This is a genomic window from Azospirillum mesophilum, assembly GCF_053470405.2.
This window is the reverse complement of the sequence record NZ_JBPXMQ020000024.1, coordinates 1-18,913: the sequence shown is the minus strand read 5'-3', so window position 1 is coordinate 18,913 and position 18,913 is coordinate 1. Positions and strand designations below refer to the sequence as shown.

19 protein-coding genes and 1 pseudogene are annotated in these 18,913 nt (G+C 68.8%); 9 read left to right on the top strand and 11 right to left on the bottom strand.

Features of this window, described 5'->3' with window-relative positions; all coding sequences use genetic code 11:
* Nucleotides 1-3: 3 nt before the first annotated feature.
* The 5 genes from ACSVC7_RS21295 to ACSVC7_RS21275 all read right to left on the bottom strand — a co-directional run bounded on the left by ACSVC7_RS21295 (nucleotide 4) and on the right by ACSVC7_RS21275 (nucleotide 5,322).
* Nucleotides 4-771 (bottom strand): ABC transporter permease, encoded by a 768-nt coding sequence (locus tag ACSVC7_RS21295; protein WP_448206645.1) that lies wholly within the window; start codon nucleotides 769-771, stop codon nucleotides 4-6.
* Nucleotides 768-1,706, bottom strand: a complete 939-nt coding sequence (locus ACSVC7_RS21290; protein ID WP_448206646.1) for an ABC transporter ATP-binding protein — start codon at nucleotides 1,704-1,706, stop codon at nucleotides 768-770. The genes ACSVC7_RS21295 and ACSVC7_RS21290 overlap by 4 nt, the downstream gene beginning before the upstream one ends.
* Complete coding sequence (locus ACSVC7_RS21285; RefSeq protein WP_448206647.1) at nucleotides 1,703-2,890, bottom strand: ABC transporter permease; 1,188 nt, start codon at nucleotides 2,888-2,890, stop codon at nucleotides 1,703-1,705. The genes ACSVC7_RS21290 and ACSVC7_RS21285 overlap by 4 nt, the downstream gene beginning before the upstream one ends.
* 4 nt (nucleotides 2,891-2,894) lie before the next feature.
* Nucleotides 2,895-3,809: a glycine betaine ABC transporter substrate-binding protein OsmF gene (gene osmF / locus ACSVC7_RS21280; RefSeq protein ID WP_448206648.1), complete on the bottom strand. Its 915-nt coding sequence runs from the start codon at nucleotides 3,807-3,809 to the stop codon at nucleotides 2,895-2,897.
* Nucleotides 3,810-3,897: 88 nt separating this feature from the next.
* Nucleotides 3,898-5,322 carry a cytochrome P450 gene (locus ACSVC7_RS21275; RefSeq protein ID WP_448206649.1) on the bottom strand — a complete coding sequence of 475 codons (1,425 nt, stop codon included), beginning with the start codon at nucleotides 5,320-5,322 and terminating at the stop codon, nucleotides 3,898-3,900.
* A 266-nt stretch (nucleotides 5,323-5,588) separates the two neighbouring features.
* Between ACSVC7_RS21275 and ACSVC7_RS21270 the strand changes: the two genes are divergently transcribed.
* On the top strand, nucleotides 5,589-5,786 hold the full coding sequence (locus ACSVC7_RS21270) for a hypothetical protein (protein ID WP_448206650.1): 198 nt from the start codon (nucleotides 5,589-5,591) through the stop codon (nucleotides 5,784-5,786).
* A gap of 74 nt (nucleotides 5,787-5,860) precedes the next feature.
* Here the strand turns inward: ACSVC7_RS21270 and ACSVC7_RS21265 are convergent, their stop codons facing one another.
* Nucleotides 5,861-6,976 (bottom strand): NADH:flavin oxidoreductase/NADH oxidase, encoded by a 1,116-nt coding sequence (locus ACSVC7_RS21265; RefSeq protein ID WP_448206651.1) that lies wholly within the window; start codon nucleotides 6,974-6,976, stop codon nucleotides 5,861-5,863.
* A gap of 133 nt (nucleotides 6,977-7,109) precedes the next feature.
* Entirely contained in the window at nucleotides 7,110-7,475 is a 366-nt protein-coding gene (locus ACSVC7_RS21260; protein WP_448206652.1) for a hypothetical protein, read from the bottom strand.
* Nucleotides 7,476-7,620: 145 nt separating this feature from the next.
* Here ACSVC7_RS21260 and ACSVC7_RS21255 point away from each other — a divergent pair, with 145 nt between their 5' ends.
* The 7 genes from ACSVC7_RS21255 (at nucleotide 7,621) to ACSVC7_RS21225 (ending at nucleotide 14,316) form a co-directional block, all read left to right on the top strand.
* Nucleotides 7,621-8,211: a hypothetical protein gene (locus ACSVC7_RS21255; protein WP_448206653.1), complete on the top strand. Its 591-nt coding sequence runs from the start codon at nucleotides 7,621-7,623 to the stop codon at nucleotides 8,209-8,211.
* Between the two features lie 80 nt (nucleotides 8,212-8,291).
* Nucleotides 8,292-8,933 (top strand): YcbK family protein, encoded by a 642-nt coding sequence (locus tag ACSVC7_RS21250; RefSeq protein ID WP_448206654.1) that lies wholly within the window; start codon nucleotides 8,292-8,294, stop codon nucleotides 8,931-8,933.
* A 273-nt stretch (nucleotides 8,934-9,206) separates the two neighbouring features.
* Nucleotides 9,207-10,415: a tyrosine-type recombinase/integrase gene (locus tag ACSVC7_RS21245; protein ID WP_448206655.1), complete on the top strand. Its 1,209-nt coding sequence runs from the start codon at nucleotides 9,207-9,209 to the stop codon at nucleotides 10,413-10,415.
* A gap of 401 nt (nucleotides 10,416-10,816) precedes the next feature.
* Complete coding sequence (locus ACSVC7_RS21240) at nucleotides 10,817-11,002, top strand: helix-turn-helix domain-containing protein (protein ID WP_448206656.1); 186 nt, start codon at nucleotides 10,817-10,819, stop codon at nucleotides 11,000-11,002.
* 120 nt (nucleotides 11,003-11,122) lie between these two features.
* Nucleotides 11,123-11,500, top strand: a complete 378-nt coding sequence (locus ACSVC7_RS21235) for a hypothetical protein (RefSeq protein ID WP_448206657.1) — start codon at nucleotides 11,123-11,125, stop codon at nucleotides 11,498-11,500.
* The gene (locus ACSVC7_RS21230; RefSeq protein WP_483508601.1) at nucleotides 11,493-13,721 is read left to right on the top strand and encodes a DUF3987 domain-containing protein; all 2,229 of its coding nucleotides are present in this window, start codon (nucleotides 11,493-11,495) and stop codon (nucleotides 13,719-13,721) included. The genes ACSVC7_RS21235 and ACSVC7_RS21230 overlap by 8 nt, the downstream gene beginning before the upstream one ends.
* Nucleotides 13,714-14,316: a hypothetical protein gene (locus tag ACSVC7_RS21225; RefSeq protein WP_448206658.1), complete on the top strand. Its 603-nt coding sequence runs from the start codon at nucleotides 13,714-13,716 to the stop codon at nucleotides 14,314-14,316. The genes ACSVC7_RS21230 and ACSVC7_RS21225 overlap by 8 nt, the downstream gene beginning before the upstream one ends.
* Before the next feature lie 36 nt (nucleotides 14,317-14,352).
* Here ACSVC7_RS21225 and ACSVC7_RS21220 read toward each other — a convergent pair whose 3' ends face one another.
* The gene (locus tag ACSVC7_RS21220; protein WP_448206659.1) at nucleotides 14,353-14,802 is read right to left on the bottom strand and encodes a hypothetical protein; all 450 of its coding nucleotides are present in this window, start codon (nucleotides 14,800-14,802) and stop codon (nucleotides 14,353-14,355) included.
* A gap of 294 nt (nucleotides 14,803-15,096) precedes the next feature.
* On the opposite strand from ACSVC7_RS21220, the gene ACSVC7_RS21215 reads away from it, so the two are divergent.
* Nucleotides 15,097-15,402, top strand: coding sequence for a hypothetical protein (locus ACSVC7_RS21215; protein WP_448206660.1), 306 nt, complete (start codon nucleotides 15,097-15,099; stop codon nucleotides 15,400-15,402).
* A 203-nt stretch (nucleotides 15,403-15,605) separates the two neighbouring features.
* Here the strand turns inward: ACSVC7_RS21215 and ACSVC7_RS21210 are convergent, their stop codons facing one another.
* The 3 genes and pseudogenes from ACSVC7_RS21210 to ACSVC7_RS21200 form a co-directional block, all read right to left on the bottom strand.
* Nucleotides 15,606-17,690 carry a peptidase domain-containing ABC transporter gene (locus ACSVC7_RS21210; RefSeq protein ID WP_448206661.1) on the bottom strand — a complete coding sequence of 695 codons (2,085 nt, stop codon included), beginning with the start codon at nucleotides 17,688-17,690 and terminating at the stop codon, nucleotides 15,606-15,608.
* A 5-nt stretch (nucleotides 17,691-17,695) separates the two neighbouring features.
* Nucleotides 17,696-18,811 (bottom strand): beta-barrel domain-containing protein, encoded by a 1,116-nt coding sequence (locus tag ACSVC7_RS21205; protein ID WP_448206662.1) that lies wholly within the window; start codon nucleotides 18,809-18,811, stop codon nucleotides 17,696-17,698.
* Nucleotides 18,812-18,823: 12 nt separating this feature from the next.
* Nucleotides 18,824-18,913: pseudogene (locus ACSVC7_RS21200) on the bottom strand (IS5/IS1182 family transposase); the annotation flags it as partial.

Sequence of the window (18,913 nt, the reverse complement as noted above, 5' to 3'; positions counted from 1 at the left end):
CGCTCACGCCTTGCGCCAGCGCGAGGCGAGCGCCGTCAACCGGTCGAAGCCGAAGTCCAGCACCACCGCCAGGGCCGCGACGATCACCGCGCCCTGGATGACGTAGGCCTGGTTCGACCCGTTCAGCCCGACGATGATCGGGAGCCCCAGCGTCTTCGCCCCGACGGTGGAGGCGATGGCGGCGGTGCCGACGTTGATGATGACCGCCGTGCGCACCCCGGCCAGAATCACCGGGGCAGCGAGCGGCAGTTCCACGCGCAGCAGGATGTCCGCCGGCGCCATGCCGAGGCCGCGCGCCGTCTCCAGCACCGAATCCGGCACCGCCTCCAGCCCGGCCACTGTGTTCTCCACGATGGGCAGCAGGGCGTAGAGCGTCAGGGCGATCAGCGCCGGCTTCGGGCCGAAGCCCATCACGGGCACCGCCACGGCCAGCACCGCCACGGGCGGGAAGGTCTGGCCCATGGTCGCGATGGCCTCCAGGATGCCGCGGAACTCCGCCCCCCAGCGGCGCGTCACGACGATTCCGGCAGCCACCCCCACAAGCACCGCCGTCAGGCTGGACAGCCCGACCAGCGCCAGATGGTCGAGCGTCAGGGCGAGGAAGCTGTCCGCCTCGTAAAGCGGCCGGTCGAGCGTGGGGAACAGCGCCGCGAACAGCGGCTTCAGCGCCGGCATGCCCAGCACCAGCGCGACCAGGACCACGGCCGCCAGCATCAGCCGGTCGGTCAGGAAGCGCATCCGCCAGCGCACCGTGGCGGTCCCGCCCCTCATGGCAGTCCCTCGGGCCGCACGAGATCCGACAGGTGCAGGACGCCGGCCGGCCGCCCCTGCTCGTCCACCACCGGCAGCCGGTCGGTGCCGCGCGCGACCATCTCCGCCAGGGCTTGGCGCAGCGGCGCGCTGCTGGGAAGCGGGACGCCGGGAGCGGCGCTGTCCGGGCGGGCGCGCTGGCCGACCGTCTCCACGGCCAGCAGCTTCAGCCCCCAATCCTCGCGCCCGATCAGGTCGCGCACGGTGTCGTTGGCCGGGCGGGTCAGGATCTCCATCGGCGTGCCATGCTGGACCAGCCGGCCATGGTCCAGCACGGCGATCCGGTTGGCGAGCTTCAGCGCCTCGTCCATGTCATGGGTGACGAAGACGATGGTCGTCCCCGTGGCCTTGTGGATGGTCGCCATCTCCGCCTGCAAGGCGGCGCGCGTGATGGGGTCGAGCGCGCTGAAGGGCTCGTCCATCAACAGGATGTGCGGCTCCGCCGCCAGCGCGCGGGCAACGCCGACGCGCTGCTGCTGCCCGCCCGAGAGCTGGTGCGGGTAGGCGCCGAGGAAGCGGCGCGGGTCGAGCTTCAGCAGGTCCAGCAGCGCCGCCACCCGGTCGCGCACCCGCGCCTTCGGCCAGCCGAGCAGCGCCGGCACGGTGGCGATGTTGCGCTCCACCGTCCAGTGCGGAAACAGGCCGACATTCTGGATCACGTAGCCCATGCGGCGGCGCAGCTCCTCCGGGCGCAGGCGGGCGATGTCCTGCCCCTCCACGCGGATGGTGCCTTCCTCCGGCACGACCAGCCGGTTGATCATCTTCATCAGCGTGGACTTGCCCGACCCCGACGGGCCGATGAGAACGCAGAACTCTCCCGCCTCCACGGTCAGGGACACGTTGTCCACGGCCACCCAGGGCTCGTACCGCTTGGTCACGCCGTCGAAGTCGATCATGCCGGACGCCTCCCCACCAGCGACACGGCCACCAGGGAAATGGCCAGCGTCAGTGCCGCATCCACCGCGACCGCCAGCAGGATCACCGGCACCGCCCCCAGCAGCACGAGGTCCAGCGCGTTCGCGAACAGCCCCTGGAACATGATCGCGCCCAGCCCGCCGGCCCCGATCAGCGCCGCCACCGCCGCAAGCCCGACCGCCTGGACAAGCGTGATCCGAAGCCCCGACAGGAAGACCGGCAGGGCCAGCGGCACCTCGACCTTCAGGAAGATCTGGCGCGGGGTCATGCCCATGCCGCGCGCCGCCTCCCGCACGGCGGGCGGCACGCCGTCCAGCCCCTCCACGGTGTTGCGCACCATGGGCAGCAGGCCATAGAAGGTCAGCGCGATCACCGCCGGCACCGGCCCGACCCCGGCGATTCCCAGCCCCGGCAGCGCCGCCGCCAGCGCCGACAAGGGCGCCAGCAGCAGCCCGAACAGCGCAATGGACGGCACCGTCTGGACGACGTTCAGCACCGGGAACACCGCCTGCCGCACGCGGCGGACGCGCTGCGCCAGCACGCCCAGCGGCACGCCGATCAGCAGCGTCGGCACCAGCGCTGCCACGACCAGAACCCCGTGCCGCAGCACGGCGGCGGCGAAGACGTCCCGCTGGTTCGCGTATTCCTTCATGATGGACAGTTGGTCGAGATGCCCGCCGGCGATCTGGAGGCCGATCAGCGCCGCCGCCGTGCCGCCCACCGCGATGCGTCCGATGGACGCCAGCCCGAGCCGCCGCACGCCGTCCATGGCGGCCAGCAGCGCCGCCGCCTCCATCACCCAGAAGCCCGCGCCGAAGGAGGTCCGCGCCGCCGGGGACGCCGTGGCGGCGAGTTGCCGCGCATGCTCCCCCGCCAGCCAGACCAGCCCCGCCGCGAACAGCACCCCCGCCGCGACATAGGCCCCGGCCACCCAGCGTGCGGGCCGCAGGAACGGCACCGCCAGCAGCACCAGCCCCGGCAGCAGCGCCACCCAGCCCCAGGCCGAATCGACCGCCCCCGCCAGCGCGATCCCCCGCCCCGACAGCAGCCGGTTCGGCGCGAAGCTCAGGAACGGCAGGATCAGCGCGGCCGAGGCCAGGGAGGCCGCCAGAAGCAGCGCGACGCGGTTGGTCAGGATGGCGGGGCGTCCCGTCGCGGTGGGCATCCCGTTATTTCAGGAAGCCCTTGGACTTCAGATAGGCGGTGGCGACCTGCTTGGGATCCTGCCCCTCCACCGAGATCTTGGCGTTCAGCCCGCGCAGCGTCTCCGTGTCCAGGCTGGCGAAGACGGGGTCCAGCACCTCCCGCATCTTCGGGTTCTTCTCCAGCACGGCGGCGCGGACGGTGGGCGCCGGTTCGTAGACCATCTGGGCGCCCTTGGTGTCCTGCATGACCACGAGGTCCAGCGCCGCGATGGCGCCATCGGTGCCGTAGACCATGGCGGTGTTGACGCCCGACGTGCCCTCCGCCGCCGCGCGGATGGTCGCCGCCGTGTCGCCGCCGGCCAGCACGAGGATCTGCTCCGGGCGCAGGGCGAAGCCGTAGGTGCCCTGGAAGGAGGGCAGCGCCGCCGGGCTCTCCACGAACTCGGCGGAGGCGGCGATCTTGGCCTTGCCGCCGGCGCCCACCCAGCGGGCGAAATCCTCCATGGTGGAAAGCTTGTTCGGCGCCGCCACGTCGCGGCGCAGCGCGATGGCCCAGGTGTTGTTGGCCGGCGCGGGCTTCAGCCAGACGATGTTGTTCTTCTCCTGATCGAGCTGCCGCACCTTCTCATAGCCGGCCCCGGCGTTCTTCCAGGCCGGATCGCTGTCGATGTTGAAGAAGAAGGCGCCGTTGCCGGTGTATTCGGGATAGACGTCGATCTCCCCCGCCAGCAGCGCGCTGCGCACGATCTTGGTCGGGCCGAGCCGGGTCTTGTTCTCGGTCGGGATTCCGTTGGCCTCCAGCACCTGCAGGATCATGGTGCCGAGAAGCCCGCTTTCCGCGTCCAGCTTCGACCCGACCCGCACCGTGTCGGCCGCCTGCGCGCCCCCGGCGGCCAGCAGCATGCCCAGAGCGAAGGCTCCCACCGTCCATCGTTTCATCACGGCCCTCTCCATTCCCGCCAAATCTCGTTTTGCAGCTAGGATGGTGGGCAAGTTCCACGGCGGCAAGTCGGGCTTTCCGGAGGGGTCAGCGCGGGCTCACCCGGAAGGAGGGGCTGTGGTCCGGCTGGGTCGTCACGATGCCGACGGGCAGGACCGGCCGCGCGCCATCCGGAATCGACAGGCGGAACCGGCGGACCAGGGCGGCCAGCACCACCACCGCCTCCATCGTCGCGAACTGCGCGCCGATGCAGACGTGCGGCCCCGTGCCGAAGGGAAGGAAGGCGAAGGGCGGCGGGGGCGGCGCGCCCGGCAGGAAGCGGTCCGGATCGAAGGCGTCGGGATCGGACCACAGCTTGCGGTGCCGGTGGATCACCCAGGGCGCCACCATCACGATCGAGCCGGCCGGCGCCCGGAAGGGGCCAAGCTGGTCCGGCCCCAGCGACATCCGCACGATGGCGAAGACCGGCGGGAACAGCCGCAGCGTCTCGTCCACCACCGCCCGTGTGAAGGGAAGCTGCGCCAGCGCCCTGTGCGCCTTGTCGGGGGACAAATCGACGTCCCGCGCCTCCTCCGCCACGCGGTCCTGCGCGTCGGGCGCCAGGGTCAACAGCCAGCAGGCCCAGAACATGGCGAGCGCCGTCGTCTCGTGCCCGGCCGTGATCATCGAGGCGACCTGATCGCGCAGTTGCTCGGGCGTGAAGCCCTCCCCCGTTTCCGGATCACGCGCCTCGTCCATCAGGTCGAACAGATCGCGCGCCTCGCCGGAACGCCCGGCCTGCCGACGCTCGGCGATGATGCCGTCAATCAGCGCCCGCCACTCCCGCCGGAAGCGCCGGCGTTGCAGATCGGCCAGCGTGGGCACGCCCAGCGGCAGGAAGTCGGTGAGGCGCGGCCGGGCCAGCCCTTCGTTGTAGTGCTGGATCATGCCGCGCAGGAGAGGCCCGAATCGCTCCGTCTCCAGCGAGAACATCGACCGCCCCGCCACGTCGAGCGCCAGCGCCTGCAGCACTTCCAGAAGGTCGCAGCCACCCCCGCCCTTCGCCATGGCGGCCAGCCTGTCCAGCGCCGGTTCGGCGGCCAGCACCACATGGCGGCCGAGGATCGGCAGGGTGCGCGGGGTGAAGGAAGGGGCGAGCGTGCGCCGCTGCCGCTTCCACGACTCGCCGCGCGCCAGCAGCAGGCCGTCGCCGACGATGGGACCCAGGATGCGCTTGACCACCGGCGTGCTGGTGTAGTTCGCGTCGTTCTCCACCAGCATCCGCCGGATCGCGCCGGGATCATTCAGCAGGTAGCTGGGCCGCCCGAGCACGCGCCGCTCCAGCACCCCTTCCTCGAAAGCCCGGTGCGGCCAGGAGGCCAGCGTGTTCGTGCGGAAGGCCCTTATGAGCTTCAGCGACGGCAGGTCCACCGGCTGCGTCTCGGGAACCGGGGGGACGATCCGGGGGCGGCCGGCGCGCGGCGCGGACGGAAAACTCGCGGATTGAGGGTCGATGGTGTCCTGAATCGCCACAGCGGCATGCCCTCCCGGTGAGCTTTTCCCGCGATGATAGCGATTGCCCGAGGTTTTGCCAGCGGACTAAGCGCGAAACGGAAAAGAGCATGCCATGGTGCGGTGCGCGGCGGCTTTCGTCATTGATGCAATCGTCGCGAAAGCCAACAGATTATGAGAAGAATGAGACCATTGCGGCGAAAGCAACGCCGAAGCCAACCGTCAACCGAAAATTAGGCAGCCCAGCGCTAGCTTGCGCAATAGGGTTATACGGTTAGAGACAAAAAATGACTATCGACGACGGTGACTGCCGAATCGTTTCGGAAGTCTTCTGCTATGCCATCGAGCGTTTCTCGGAAGACGCCGCTCTGCACCTTGCGGCCGAAGCGCTCCGCGCCCGCCATCTGGGCGCAAGCCTGTCCGAGGCGGTGAGCGCCGCGATTTCCATCCTGTTCGCGGCGCGCCTCCAGCCCTGCTGCTGCTGACCACCCCGGCCCGCATTCGCCGCGCCACCGGCGACGGATGCGGGCCGTTCCATGTCCTCCCTCAGAGTTCGCCCTCAGCGCTGTTCGATCGACGTCGTTCCGAACAGCCGCTTGTATTCCCGTGGCTGGGAGCGCCAGTACTGCTTGGGCGCCCGCACCTCCGCGCCCAGCGCCGCCGCCGCGTGCCACGGCCAGCGCGGGTCGTACAGGATGCCGCGGGCCAGCGCGATCATATCGGCCTGCCCGTTCGCGATGATGGCCTCGGCCTGCAACGGCTCGGTGATCAACCCGACGGCGATGGTCGGCAGGCCGGTCGCTTTCTTCACGGCTTCCGCGAAGGGCACCTGGAAGCCCGGCTTGACGGGGATGTTCTGCGCCAGCGTCAGGCCGGCGGTGGACACGTCCACGTAGGCGCAGCCGCGCTGCTTCAGGGCCTGGGCGAAGGCGATCGTCTGATCCAGGTCCCAGCCGCCCTCGGCCCAGTCGGTGGCCGACACGCGCACGCCAACCGGCCGGTCCGCCGGGAAGGCCGCGCGCACCGCGTCGAACACCTCCAGCGGGAAGCGCATGCGGTTTTCCAAGCTCCCGCCATAGGCGTCCTCGCGCCGGTTGGACAGCGGCGACAGGAACTGGTGCAGCAGATAGCCGTGGGCGGCGTGCACCTGGATCGTGTCCAGCCCGATCCGCCCCGCACGCTCGGCGGCGGCGGCGAAGCCGTCGCGCACCCGCTTCAGCCCGGCCTCGTCCAGCGGCACCGGTTCCCGTTCGCTGGGGTCGTGCGGGATCGGCGACGGCGCGACGCAATCCCAACCGCCCTCCTCGTAGGTCAGCTGCCGGCCACCCTCCCAGGGCGCCTGGGTCGAGGCCTTGCGACCGGCGTGCGCCAGCTGGATGCCGATGGGCATGGCCGATTCCCGGCGCACCGCGTCGAGCACGGCGGCCAGCGCGGCCTCCGTCTCGTCCGACCAGAGGCCGAGGTCGCCCGGGCTGATTCGCCCCTGCGGCTCGACCGCCGTCGCCTCCAGGAACATCAGCCCGGCGCCGGACAGGGCGAGATGGCCGAGGTGGATCAGGTGCCAGCTTCCCGCCTTGCCGTCCTGCGCCGAATACTGGCACATCGGGGCGATGGCGATTCGGTTCTGCAGGTGCAGCGGTCCAAGCTGAATCGGTTCGAAAAGACGGCTGGCCATTGAGACTCCTCTGCTTTGGTTGGCCTGAAATCGCCCCCACCCCACGCACGCCCCCGCACGCCCAGGCACGATAACCCGATTTCGCCCGCCAGGACTCGCGTTGCGGAGCAAAAATGGCCGCCGGTGCTCTCCGTCAGGAACGGAGGCGGTGGAGCGTCATCAGGCCCCCGGTCAGGGGATCCCGCAGGCGCGCGGTGTCCTGGTCGATCAGGTCGATTTCCAGGGTCGGCCCGAAGCTCTCCGGCACGACCGTCACGGTGTTGCCGGACACCGCGTAGCTGACCGGCATGTCGATGCCCAGCGCCCTCATGCTGGACCGGCGGAATTCGTAGGTGCCGAGCGCCATCCCCATGCCGATCGGCGCGGTCAGCGTCCAGCGCCCGATCAGCGGGTTGCCCGGATCATAGGTCTCGCAGCCGGCGGCCAGCATCAGCGTCAGGCCGGCGGCCAGCGTCGTCCGAAGGGTGCGCCAGAGACTATGGCGGTGCGGCGGTCGCATGACTCGACAACCCGAAGCGCACGAAAGCCTCACGCACGAACGGTGCCGGAGCGAATGAGGCGAAGGACGACCGATGCGGGTGCTTGTCTTGCCAGCACTTCCATACGATCTATGCTTCGGTGATCACCCTAACCTGCGGCGTTCCATGGCCGGCATTCTTCGTCCCGCGATCCTCATCCTCTGCGCCGCCGTGGCGGCCTGCGCCAACGAGCGCGTTACGGCGAACGTCCCCGCCTCGATCTACACGACGGGAGAGGTCGCCTACGCGGCGGCCGACCGCGACCTTCGCGTCATCGTCTATGGCGACCCCTTCGGCATCGGCCCGCAGGGCTTCGGCCAGCGCGTGACCGACGGCATGCAGAACCGGATCACCGGCGTGCAGACCAATTTCACCACCGTGCCGAACCAGACGGCCCGGCCCGACTACGACGTCGTGCTGGCGTTCAACCCGGCGCAGACGATGGTGAGTTCCTACCTGTGCAGCGGCCAGCCGATCGAGACCAAGCCGCCGGGCGGTCCCATCGTGGTTCAGGCGGCCTTCTGCCGAAGGACGGGCCTCTTCGGGCTGATCGGCGGCACGGGCATCCTGGGCCTTTTGGGAGGCGGCGCGATGACGTCGGCCACGGGTTGGCTCGACCATCCGCAAGGACCGGACGACCCGGCCTTCAAGGCCCTGATCGGCGACCTCACCTCCGCCCTTTTCCCGACCGAGCAGGGCGCCTCGACGAAGCATTGACGGGACGACGTCCAGCGTCACAGCCAAATCGTTTGACTTCATCCCCGCGCACGGAAAGAACTGTCCGGGTCATGCCCCTGATGTCCCTCAAACGCCGCAACGTATTGGCCGGCTGCGGCGTGCTGCTGCTGATGCCCGCCGTCGCCCTGGCGCAGCCGATGACGGCGCGCCGCCTCTCCCTGCGCAACCAGCACACGGGCGAGACCTTCAACGGTCCTTACCGCGACGCCGACGGCCCACTGGCCGACGCGATGGCCGATCTGGCGCAGGTTCTGCGCGATCATCATGCCAACAAGGTGGGTCCGGTGGATGTCGGGACGCTCGACCTCCTGGCCGACATCATGGAGGCCGTGGGACAGAGCAAGGCAACGATCCTTTCCGCCTTCCGAACGCCCGAAACGAACGCCAAGCTGGCCGCCCAGCGCCTCGGCGTGGCCGAACACAGCCAACACCTGCTCGGCAAGGCGCTCGACGTCACCTTCCCGTCGCGCCTGCCCGACGCGCACCGCAAGGCTTTGGAGCTGAAACGCGGCGGCGTGGGCTGGTACCCGCGCTCATTCTTCCTTCACATCGACACGGGACCGGTGCGGAGCTGGGAGCTGTTCGGCCGCAATCTGGACCATCTCTTCGCCCCGGGGGTCAACGGCCGCCTTCGCACGGTCGCCGACCGCATGCGTCTTCACCGCGCGCTTGCACGCCGCCGCCTGTCGTCAACCCACTGACGAGCCGAAAGCCGACGCCCGACGGTTCACTGCAATCGCTGGACAGTGCCTGACGATTTTAAGATTTAAGTTTGGGAAGCTAAGCCAGAGGGGGTGGCGGAGGGGATGTCTTCCTAACATGGGTTCCCAGCGGTTCGCGCGCAGCCACTAACCCCATTGTCTTAGCTCGGCTTTTCTCAATAGGAATTTTCTCCGGTTCGTTCCAATTCGCCCGCATCCGCGTTAGAGTGTGGGACGGGATGTGGGGCGTATTCGTTCGGCGGAGGAATGCCCATGGCTGGAAAGCTGACGGCCGCGCGCGTGCGCACCCTCAAGGAGCCTGGGCGCTACGTTGACGGGCGCGGGCTCATGCTGGTCATCGGCACGGACGGATCGCGCAAGTGGGTGCTGCGCATCCAGAAGGACGGCCGCCGGCGCGACTTCGGGCTGGGCTCGGAGCGCGACGTGTCGCTGGCGGACGCGCGCGACGAGGCCGGCCGCATACGCAGGCAGGTCCGGGCGGGCCTCGATCCGGTGGCCGAAAAGCGCAAGGCGACGCGCGTCGTCCCGACCTTCGCAGACGCCGCCCGCGCCTGCCACGCCGAGCACAAGGACGCGTGGAAGAACAAAAAGCACGCGGCGCAATGGCTGGCGACGCTGGAGGAATACGCGTTTCCCGCCTTCGGCAAGGTGACCGTGGACAAGATCGACACGCCCCAGGTGCGCGACGCGCTGCTGCCGATCTGGCTGGACAAGCCGGAGACGGCCCGCCGGGTGCGCCAGCGCATCGGCACCGTCCTCGACTGGGCAATGGCGCGGGGCTTCCGCACCGGCGAGAACCCCGTGCGGAGCGTCGCCAAGGGCTTGCCCAAGCAGCCCAAGGGGCAAGAGCATTTCGCGGCCCTGCCCTGGCGGGACGTTCCGGCGTTCCTGGCCGAGCTCCGAAACACCACCAAGGCCGGCCCGGTCGTGAAGCTGTTGCTGGAGCTGCTTGTCCTGACGGGCGTCCGTTCGGGCGAGGCGCGCGGCGCGCGCTGGTCCGAATTCGATCTCGAAGCCAAGCTGTGGACCATTCCGAAAGGCCGCATGAAGGCGGGGAAGGCCCACGTGGTTCCCCTGTCCCCCCGCGCGCTGACGGTGCTGGAAGCGTTGGGCAAGCTGCGCAGCGGCAGCGACCCCAACGCCTTGGTCTTTCCCGGCCCCAAAGCCGGCAAGCCGCTGTCCGACATGGCGTTGTCGATGCTCCTGCGCCGGATGGCGGTGCCGGCGACGGTTCACGGCTTCCGCAGTTCGTTCCGGGATTGGGCGGCCGAGGCGACGAACTTTCCGCGCGAAGTGGCCGAGGCGGCGCTCGCCCACGCCGTCGAAAGCAAGGTGGAGGCCGCTTACCGGCGGTCGGACCTGCTGGAGAAGCGCCGCAAACTGATGGACCTGTGGGCGACCTTCTGCACCGGCACCGGCAGCCAAGTGGTCCCGCTGGCCCGCCGCTCCCGGCGCGCCTGATGGGGGCCGTCCCGAGGAAGGCGCACCGGCTGTTTGCACTTTTGCAATTGCCCCCCTTTCACTTTTTCAAGCCGGGCGGTGCGCCGCCCGGTCCTTCCGGCAGCGACGCGTCGTTCGCCGGCTGCGGTCAGGGCCGCCGGCTTCGTTCCACGGCCTGAAGGGCTTACGCTCGGGCGCGCCGGGCGGAGGGCAAGGCATCGCCTGTCACTGCCGCCCCGTGCGGCGTCGGAAGGCGCCGCTCCGACGGCCGGCTCTCTCCAACCGCGTCAGCGTCATCACGGCCACCCGCAATCGGTTAGACGTGCTCTAAACAGGGCGAGACCGGCGTGCATACCGCCGTGCGCACCGTTCCTCCACATTCGCGCCAGACCGCCGTGATTTCGGAAGACTGCGGAGGCGTGATGAACGACTTCAAACCTCTCCTCGTGGACCGCCGGACCGCCCGCTGCCTGCTGGGCAACATCGGCAACACCACGCTGCACAAGCTCATCAACAGCGGCAAGCTGAAGCGCGTCAAGATCGGCACCAAGACGCTCATCACCATCGAAAGCATCCAGGCGCTGACCGCCGGCCTAGAGGGCGAGTGATGCGCCGCCGGATCGACGCCCTCCGGAGCCGGGCGAAGGCGGTGGTGGTGTGGCTCGGTATGCAAGGTGTGATCCCTCTGTGGTTGGGCGACTGGATCATCCAGCGTGGGGGGCTCAGCGATGCGTAAGGCGGCCCCGAGCCCCCTCCAGCCCCGGCGGCGGCGCCAAACCGGCGCGCTTCCGCCGCGCCGGTGCCGCCACGACCGCCTCGACTTCCAGCGCATCAACGCCGCCGCGTTGGCGGTGCTGCCGGCGCTGCTGAGGCGCTGGCTGCCGGACGGCCAGCGGGACGGGCACGAGTACGTCGCGCGCAACCCGCGCCGGACCGACCGTTCGCCGGGCTCCTTCAAGGTCAACCTGCGCACCGGCCGCTGGGCCGACTTCGCCACGGGCGACGCCGGGGGCGATCCCATCGCGCTCGCCGCCTACCTCGCCAACACCACGCAAGCGGAGGCCGCGCGCGAGCTCGCCGCCATGCTGGAGGTCGGCCGTGGGTAAGGCGATGTTCACGCCCTTGTCGGATGCCGAAATCGGCGCCGCCCCCCAGGCCGGTGACGGCGACGACGAAGCCCGCCGCATCGCCGCCGCCCTCCAGCTGATCCAGGAGGCGCGACCGATCACCGGCACGCCGGCCGCCGCTTACCTCGCCGGGCGGGGCATCGACCCGAGGCGTCTGCCGCGCGGCGTGGTTGGCTGGCACGCCCCCAGCGGGGCCGTGCTCTACGTCGCGCGCGCCGACGAAACCCAGGTCACGGCGGTGCAGCGCGTCTTTCTCAACGCGGATGGCACCGCAAGGCTCAAGGCTGACGGCAAGAAGGACAAGCGCACCAACGGGCTGCTGCGCGGCGCCGCCATGGGGCTGCCCGGCACGGGGCCGGAGGTGCTGGTGTGCGACGGGCCGGAAGACGCCCTCAGCCTGTGGCAGGCCACCGGGCTGCCGGTGCTCTGCCCGTTCGGATCGGCCTTCAGTGAGCCGCCGCTTCCCGATGGCGCCTGCGCCGTCATCGTGGCCGACAACGTCGTCGGTGACGATGCCGCCACGCGGTGCACCGCGCCGAAGGCCGCCGATCTCGCGGTGGAAAAGGCCGCCCGCCGGCTGATCGAGCGCGGTTTCCGGGTCAAGCTGACCCGTCCGCCGGCCGGCGTGAAGGACAGCAACGACCTGCTGCGCTCCAAGGGCGCGGACGGCCTGAGGGCCATGCTGGCCGCCGCCTCCCCCTTCGAGCCCGCCCGCCACGACAGCCCGGAGGTGTGGCCCGAGCCCGACATGCTGATCGTGGCCGACGGCCGCCGCCCGCCGCCCCACCTGCCGCTGGAACTCTTCGGGCCGTGGGCCGCCTGGATTGCCGACAAGGCGGAGGCCACCTCGACGCCCCCCGACTACACGGCGTGCGGCCTCCTGGCCGTCGCCGCCGGGTTGATCGGCAACGCCCGCTGGGTCTCGCCCTGGAAGGATTGGGCGGAGCCCCCCGCGCTGTGGATCGGGTTGGTGGGCGACCCCGCCTCCGGCAAGTCCCCCGCCATGGCACCCTTGGTGACGATGATCCGCGACTTCGAGACGCGGCTCGCCGTCGGCTTTGAGGAGACCTACCGCCGGTTCCAGACCGAGCAGGAGGCCGCCAAGGTGGCGTGCGACATGTGGCGGGAGGAGGTGCGTCAGGCCCACCGGAACGGCACCCCGCCGCCGGTCAAGCCGACGGTGGCCATGGAGCCGGTGGAGCCGGTCCGCCCCCGCCTGAGCGTGTCCGACACGACGCCGGAGGCGCTGGCCGCGATCCTCGCCGGGCAGCCCAAGGGCGTGCTCATGCTCCGCGACGAGTTGGCCGGCTGGCTGGCCGGGCTCGACCGCTACACCGGCGGCGGCGCCGAGCGCGCGCTGTGGCTGGAGGCGACGGGCGGGCGTCCCTTCACGGTGGATCGCGCCAAGTACGCCGGCAAGCCGCTCGTCATCGGGCACCTGACGGTGTCGGTCCTCGGCGGCATCCAGCCCGACCGCTTGTCCTCGCTGCTGTTCAGCGGCGACGACGACGGGCTGGCCGCCCGGCTGCTGCTGACGTGGCCGGAACCCATCCCGCCGGCCCAGCCGCAGCGGGCGAGCGACGACCGCGAGGCGGCGGCGGCGCTCCACCGCCTCCAGACGTTGGAGATGGGGCTCGGGGAGAACGGCGCCCCAGTGCCCCTGGTGGTGTCCCTGGCCAAGGATGCCGTGCCGGTGTTTTCGGAGTGGCGCGCGGAGAATCACACCGCCACGCGGGCCGCCGGCAACCGGCTGGCCCGGCACCTGGGCAAGATGCCGGGGATGGTCCTGCGGCTGGCCCTGGTGCTGGAGCATCTGTGGTGGTCCTGGGACGCGACCACGCCGCCACCAAGGGCCGTCTCGCGGCGGGCCGTCATCGCCGCCGCCGCCCTGGCCACGGACTACTTCGTGCCGATGGCGGAGCGGGCCTACGGCGACGCCATGCTGCCAGAGGCGGACCGGCTGGCCGCCACCCTGGCCCGGTGGATCGCGCACGCGCGACCCGAGTCGGTGAACGTCAAGACCCTCTACCGCAAGGTCCGCTTGCCCGGCCTCACCACGCCCGACGCGGTCAAAACCGCCGTGGAGCGGCTGGTGGACGCCGACTGGCTCCGTCCGTCACCGGCCCGCGACGGCGAGCGAGGGCGCCTGAGGGCGGATTACACCGTCAACCCGCGCGTGTGGGAGGCGCGCGGTGAGTAGGTGGCTGGACCGCTTCCACGGGCGCGACCACGCGACGGCTTCCCCCTATGCCGATATTGCCGAAATTGCCGAAAATGGCCCGACCGCGAATTTCGGCAATAACGGCAATTTCGGCACGGGGGAGAGCGAAGGCGATCCTTCCCCGGCAACCGACTGCGACGCCGACTGGCGGGACCCGGCTGCGCTTGGCGAATTCGACGCAGGGTTGTGGCGCGCCGAGGCGGAAGTCGATGCCCGTCACCCGGCACCGCTCCAGGCCGAACCGGCGGACTGGGGACGGTGGTTCGACCGGGAAGTGATGGCCCGCGCCCCGGTGATGGGCTGGGCCGCCGCCGAGCGGCGCGTCTGGGGCATCGCCCTCGACCTGTGGCACCGTTTGCATGGCGCGCGGCCCGACCCACACCGCTGCGCCGGATGCGGGGAACATCTGGACGGCGCGAAGGCGTTCGTGCTGCCGGACGGGGCGTTGGTCCACGACGACGGCCGGTTGTTGCGCTGTCTGAACGCCTACGGCCGGCGCTGGCGTCGCCGCGCGGCGGCGGCGCTGGCGGCGGTTGGGCTGGCGGCCCCGGAACGGGCGGCGGACGACTCGTGACGGCGGTCCAGCGTTACGCGCGAGCCGCCCCCGCACTCACGCGATGCTCCCCCGGCGGCCCGCGCCGTCGTTCGGCTCTCCATGAATCACCATGGGCGGGGTGTCGTCGTCGATCCGGATGTTGACGATCAGGACGTTGTCGGTTGCCGGCGGGTCCTTAGGCGGGATGTAACCGGCACGGTTGGCGAGGTCCTTGCTCGCCTCCAGGCGGACATACTCGGAGCGGGCGTTGTCGCTCAGGTGCTCCATGGTGGCCAGCGCCTTTACCCCACGGCGGCGTATTGCGTCACGCACGCGCCGATCGAGTTCCTCTTGAACGTGATTTTTCTGGAGCGCCCGAGAAAGCGCTTCACGGCGCATTCCCGCCGTTTCGGCAGCCTCGGTGATCGAACGCGCGCCGTGCACCAAGGCATCGATGGCCGCGTGCACTTTCTGCGAAATCCGGTAATGGCCGGGGCGTGCCGTCGCTGCCGCCGTCTGGTCCATCACCGCCCCGTGTGAAGACGTAGCCACCGAACACCTCCAGGAAATCAAGAGTCCATTCTCAGCGAAGGCGCACCCAAAAGGCTTCCCCAATCCATGGGCATTACCCACACAATCTCGGCCAATGACTTTATTCAGACAACCACAGACGAAAACCAGGATTATACCACAATCCATCCACGCAATCGCCATCCGAACAAGTTAGCCATTGCGTTCAATGTGATGCTTTGCCGCCTTCATCAATTCCCGGATCGGAGAATACCATAAACGCACTCCCACATTGAGGCGGAGGGAGCCATGATCTGCGTGAAACGACCAAATGGGGCCTACATCGGCGGGCACAGTATAGTCCACGCGAGCCGATACGGTGGACTTGGCCGCGCTGGCTCGGAGGACACTGGCGCGCTTTACAGCTCCGGTCTTAAGGACGACGAACGGGCGTGGGCCAATTACATCCTCGACTGCCTGAAGTGCGGTTGTGCGTGGCCCATCATCAACAACCGCCGCATCGTGGATCAGATCGACGCGTGCGGCGGCCCAAAAGCGTGGGCCGAGCGCATCCTGCGCCCAAAGAGCCGCGTCCCGAAGCACAGGCATTCTTGAGCGGCGTTTCTGCACGCAATCAACACAACAACTTCAATCGGGACACCGAACCTTTCGCCGGTTTTTTGCGTGAGCCCCCGCCCCTCCCGGCGGCGGCTCACCGTTTTTGACCCCCACCCCCACCTGAAAAGCGAGGGGGGCGCCCTGTTCGGACCAGCGTGGGCGCGGCGATGCAATGTCGACCAGTTGGCCGGAGTTCAGCGTCACGCGGCCGCACCGAGCCGAAGCACCTTGTCGGCGCCGCTCATAATTTCGGGGCGGTGCGCGACGCTCATGCGGGTCATGCTGAGCTGCTTCAGGCTCTGGTTGATGTGCCGTTCCTTCTCAACATCAAGATGGGCCGTGCCCTCGTCCATGAACAGGATCTTCGGCTGCCGGTAGAGCGCGCGGGCGAGCAACAGGCGTTGCTTCTGGCCGCCGGACAACGAACTCCCCATGTCGCCGATCAGGCTGTTGTAGGTCATCGGCATGGCCATGATCTCGTCGTGAACCCCGGCCAGCTGCGCGCAGTGGATCATGCGCTCCTGGTCGAAGGTCGTGTCGAAGAAGCAGATGTTGTCGGCGATGGAGCCGGACAGGAGCTGGTCCTCCTGCATCACGGCGCCGATGTGCTCGCGATAAGCCCGCGCTCCGATGGTGGCGAGCGGGACGCCGTCGATCAGGACCTCACCGCTGGTCGGCTCCAGCAGCCCGAGCATGATCTTCATCAGCGTGGTCTTGCCGCCGCCCGACGGGCCCATGATGGTGACGAACTGGCCGGGCTCGATCCGCAGGCTGACGTTCTCCAGGATGAAGGGCTCGGTCTCGGCGTACCGGAAGCAGAGATTGCGAAGCTCAATGCCGCCCTGGACCGGGCGCGGGTAGGCCGGCAGATGATCGTGGCCCGGCTCCTGCGGGCTCAGCGCAATATCGCCGAGGCGCTCCAGATGCAGGTCGAGGATGCGGAATTCGATGCCCCGCTCGATCAGCAGCACCGCCTTGTCGGTGAAATTCTTCTTGTAGCTCATGAAAGCGAAAATCATCCCGACGGTCAGCGCGCCATCGAGCGCTAGCCGGGCGGCGAGATAGATGGTCAGGATGTTCTCGACGCCCATGATGGCGTCGTTCAGCGTCTTGAAGGTGATCCTGCTCCGTCCCATGCGCACGTTGGCGTTCACGTAGTCGGCGTAGCGGTTCAGCCACTGGCCCTCGCGCTCGTCCTCCCGGTTGAAGAGCTTCACGCTCTGCATCGCCCGCATGGTCTCGATGAAGGTGGAGTTCTCCTTCGCCTTTTCCTGGATGGCCGCTTCGCTGCGTTGCCGGAACTGCTGGTACAGCGCGAGCCGCAGAACGGCGTACAGAACAACCGCGCCCACCACGACGGCCCCGAGCAGCGGGCTGAAGACGAAGATCATGACCAGCGTGGCGACCGCCATCAGGCCATCGATGACGGCGGTGATCAGCCCCTCGGCCAACAGGTTGCGGATCGGCTCGATGGAGGAAAAGCGCGAGAGGATGTCGCCGATGTGGCGCTTTTCGAAAAAGGCCAGCGGCAGGCGGATCAGGTGGTGGAACAGGCGCGCGGCCAACTGGAAATGCAGCGTGTTTTGCAGGATCAGCAGGATCAGCGATCGGATCGCCGTGGCGGCGACCGTGATCGCGGTCAGCAGCCCGAAGCCGAGCGCGAGTACGACCAGAAGGTCCACGTCGCCTTTTGTGATCACCTCGTCAATGACGAGCTGCATGTAGAAGGGTCCGGCGATGACCAGGACTTCCAGGATCACCGACAGCGCGAAGACCTGGGCAAGCGTGTGGCCGGTGCCCCGGGTGTTGCTCCAGAAACTTCCCAGCGGCAGCCGGGCGCGTTCGTCCTTGGGCGCAAAGGCCTGGGTGGGCGACAGTTCGAGCGCGATGCCGCTCAGGTGCTTCGAGGCCTCGGCGAGCGCGTAGGCTTTCTCGCCCAAGGCGGGGTCGTGCACCACGATGCCCGTGCCGGTGACCGCCTTCAGGACGACGAAGTGGTTCAGGTCCCAGTGCACGATGGCCGGCAGGCGCAGCTGGCGCAGGTGGTCCAGTTCGAACCGCAGCGGTCGGCCCGCAAGGTTCAGCTGGTTCGCTACCTGGATCAGGCCGCGCAACGTCACGCCCTTGAGCGACACGGGGTAGCGCCGCCGTAGCGTGTTCAGGTCGATGCGGTGCCCGTGGTAGGAGACAATCATCGCCAGACAGGCCAGCCCGCATTCGGCTGCCTCCGTCTGCTGGATCACCGGCAGGCGGCCGCGACCGCTGAAGTTGAGCGGGCTCGCCATCGCGATCACCTCCGGGCGCTGATGAGCGGATCGATGAGCCAGCTCATCAGCGTGCGCTTGCCCAGAACGATGTCGGCGCGCAGCAGCATGTCCGCCTGCAGGGGAACGCGCTGTCCGTCCGCGTCGATGTCTTGTCGATCGAGCGCGACGGTTACCTTGTAGGCGGGCTCTTGGAGCGTGACCGGGGCTGAAATGTCCGATTCCTTCAGAATGGTCTGCGAGACGCGGACGATCTGTCCGTGGTAGGCGCCGAAGCTCTGGTACGGGAAGGCGTCGTAGAGGACGCGGACATCCTGCCCGGGTCGCACAAAACCAATCGCCCGGGTCGGGACGAACAGTTCCGCCTCCAGCACATTGTTCGCAGGGACAATCTCAAGCTGGAGGTATCGGGGATCGGCGGCGCGTCCGACCGTGGCCTGCAAGGTGGACACCCGGCCGGCGCTGGGCGCCTTGATGACGTAGGCGCGGCGACCGTTGATTTCGGCGATGCGCTGCTCGGCTTGGGCGAGATCGTTGCGCAACGCTTGGATGCGCTCCGCCATCACGGCCGGGAGTTGCTCCAGCGAGTAGCGGGTTTCCGTCAGCCGGCTCTTCTGTTCGGCCGCACGCTGGCGTAGGAAGGCCAAGTTTTGCCTTTGCTGAATCAAGGCTTCCTGGCGCTGACGGTATTCGGTCTCGGGCATATGACCGCGGGCACTGAGCGCTGCCGCGGAGCGGGCAAGCTCTTCGGAGAGTTGTATGCGTTCGCCTTGCAGGGCGATCTGCGATTCCAGTTGAGCAAGCTCGTCCTCAATGCCACGCATCAGGGCCGAAAGGCGTTCGCGCTCTGAGGCGGTCCGCTCCTCCTGAGCTGCGATCTGCTGCCGAAGCAGGTCGCGCTGGTGGGTGAGCGTGTCCAGGATGACGGCATCGACATCCTCGCCATCAGCCGCGATCTGTGCCGTGGCAATCGTGAGAAGGGATTGTCCTTGCCGGACGATCTCGCCCTCCTTGACGTGAACGGCGCTGATGGTCCCTTGCCGCGGAATGAAGATCTTTGCCGTGCCGGCGGTCGGCGTCAGGTACCCGCGCACCGTCTCCTTACGGGCATATTGGGCGACGGTCAGAAAGATCAAAATCACTAGAGCGTGTCGTCAGTTGAGCCAGATGACAGCCGAGACGAGGTAAACGGCGGCCAGAAAGGTGCTGGCAAGCTTGTCGTAGCGTGTGGCAATGGCCCGGAA

Coding starts and splice junctions, on each gene's coding strand:
- ACSVC7_RS21295 (WP_448206645.1), bottom strand. CDS start 771: ATGAGGGGCGGGACCGCCACGGTGCGCTGGCGGATGCGCTTCCTGACC.
- ACSVC7_RS21290 (WP_448206646.1), bottom strand. CDS start 1,706: ATGATCGACTTCGACGGCGTGACCAAGCGGTACGAGCCCTGGGTGGCC.
- ACSVC7_RS21285 (WP_448206647.1), bottom strand. CDS start 2,890: ATGCCCACCGCGACGGGACGCCCCGCCATCCTGACCAACCGCGTCGCG.
- osmF (WP_448206648.1), bottom strand. CDS start 3,809: ATGAAACGATGGACGGTGGGAGCCTTCGCTCTGGGCATGCTGCTGGCC.
- ACSVC7_RS21270 (WP_448206650.1), top strand. CDS start 5,589: ATGACTATCGACGACGGTGACTGCCGAATCGTTTCGGAAGTCTTCTGC.
- ACSVC7_RS21265 (WP_448206651.1), bottom strand. CDS start 6,976: ATGGCCAGCCGTCTTTTCGAACCGATTCAGCTTGGACCGCTGCACCTG.
- ACSVC7_RS21260 (WP_448206652.1), bottom strand. CDS start 7,475: ATGCGACCGCCGCACCGCCATAGTCTCTGGCGCACCCTTCGGACGACG.
- ACSVC7_RS21255 (WP_448206653.1), top strand. CDS start 7,621: ATGGCCGGCATTCTTCGTCCCGCGATCCTCATCCTCTGCGCCGCCGTG.
- ACSVC7_RS21250 (WP_448206654.1), top strand. CDS start 8,292: ATGTCCCTCAAACGCCGCAACGTATTGGCCGGCTGCGGCGTGCTGCTG.
- ACSVC7_RS21245 (WP_448206655.1), top strand. CDS start 9,207: ATGGCTGGAAAGCTGACGGCCGCGCGCGTGCGCACCCTCAAGGAGCCT.
- ACSVC7_RS21240 (WP_448206656.1), top strand. CDS start 10,817: ATGAACGACTTCAAACCTCTCCTCGTGGACCGCCGGACCGCCCGCTGC.
- ACSVC7_RS21235 (WP_448206657.1), top strand. CDS start 11,123: ATGCGTAAGGCGGCCCCGAGCCCCCTCCAGCCCCGGCGGCGGCGCCAA.
- ACSVC7_RS21220 (WP_448206659.1), bottom strand. CDS start 14,802: ATGGACCAGACGGCGGCAGCGACGGCACGCCCCGGCCATTACCGGATT.
- ACSVC7_RS21215 (WP_448206660.1), top strand. CDS start 15,097: ATGATCTGCGTGAAACGACCAAATGGGGCCTACATCGGCGGGCACAGT.
- ACSVC7_RS21210 (WP_448206661.1), bottom strand. CDS start 17,690: ATGGCGAGCCCGCTCAACTTCAGCGGTCGCGGCCGCCTGCCGGTGATC.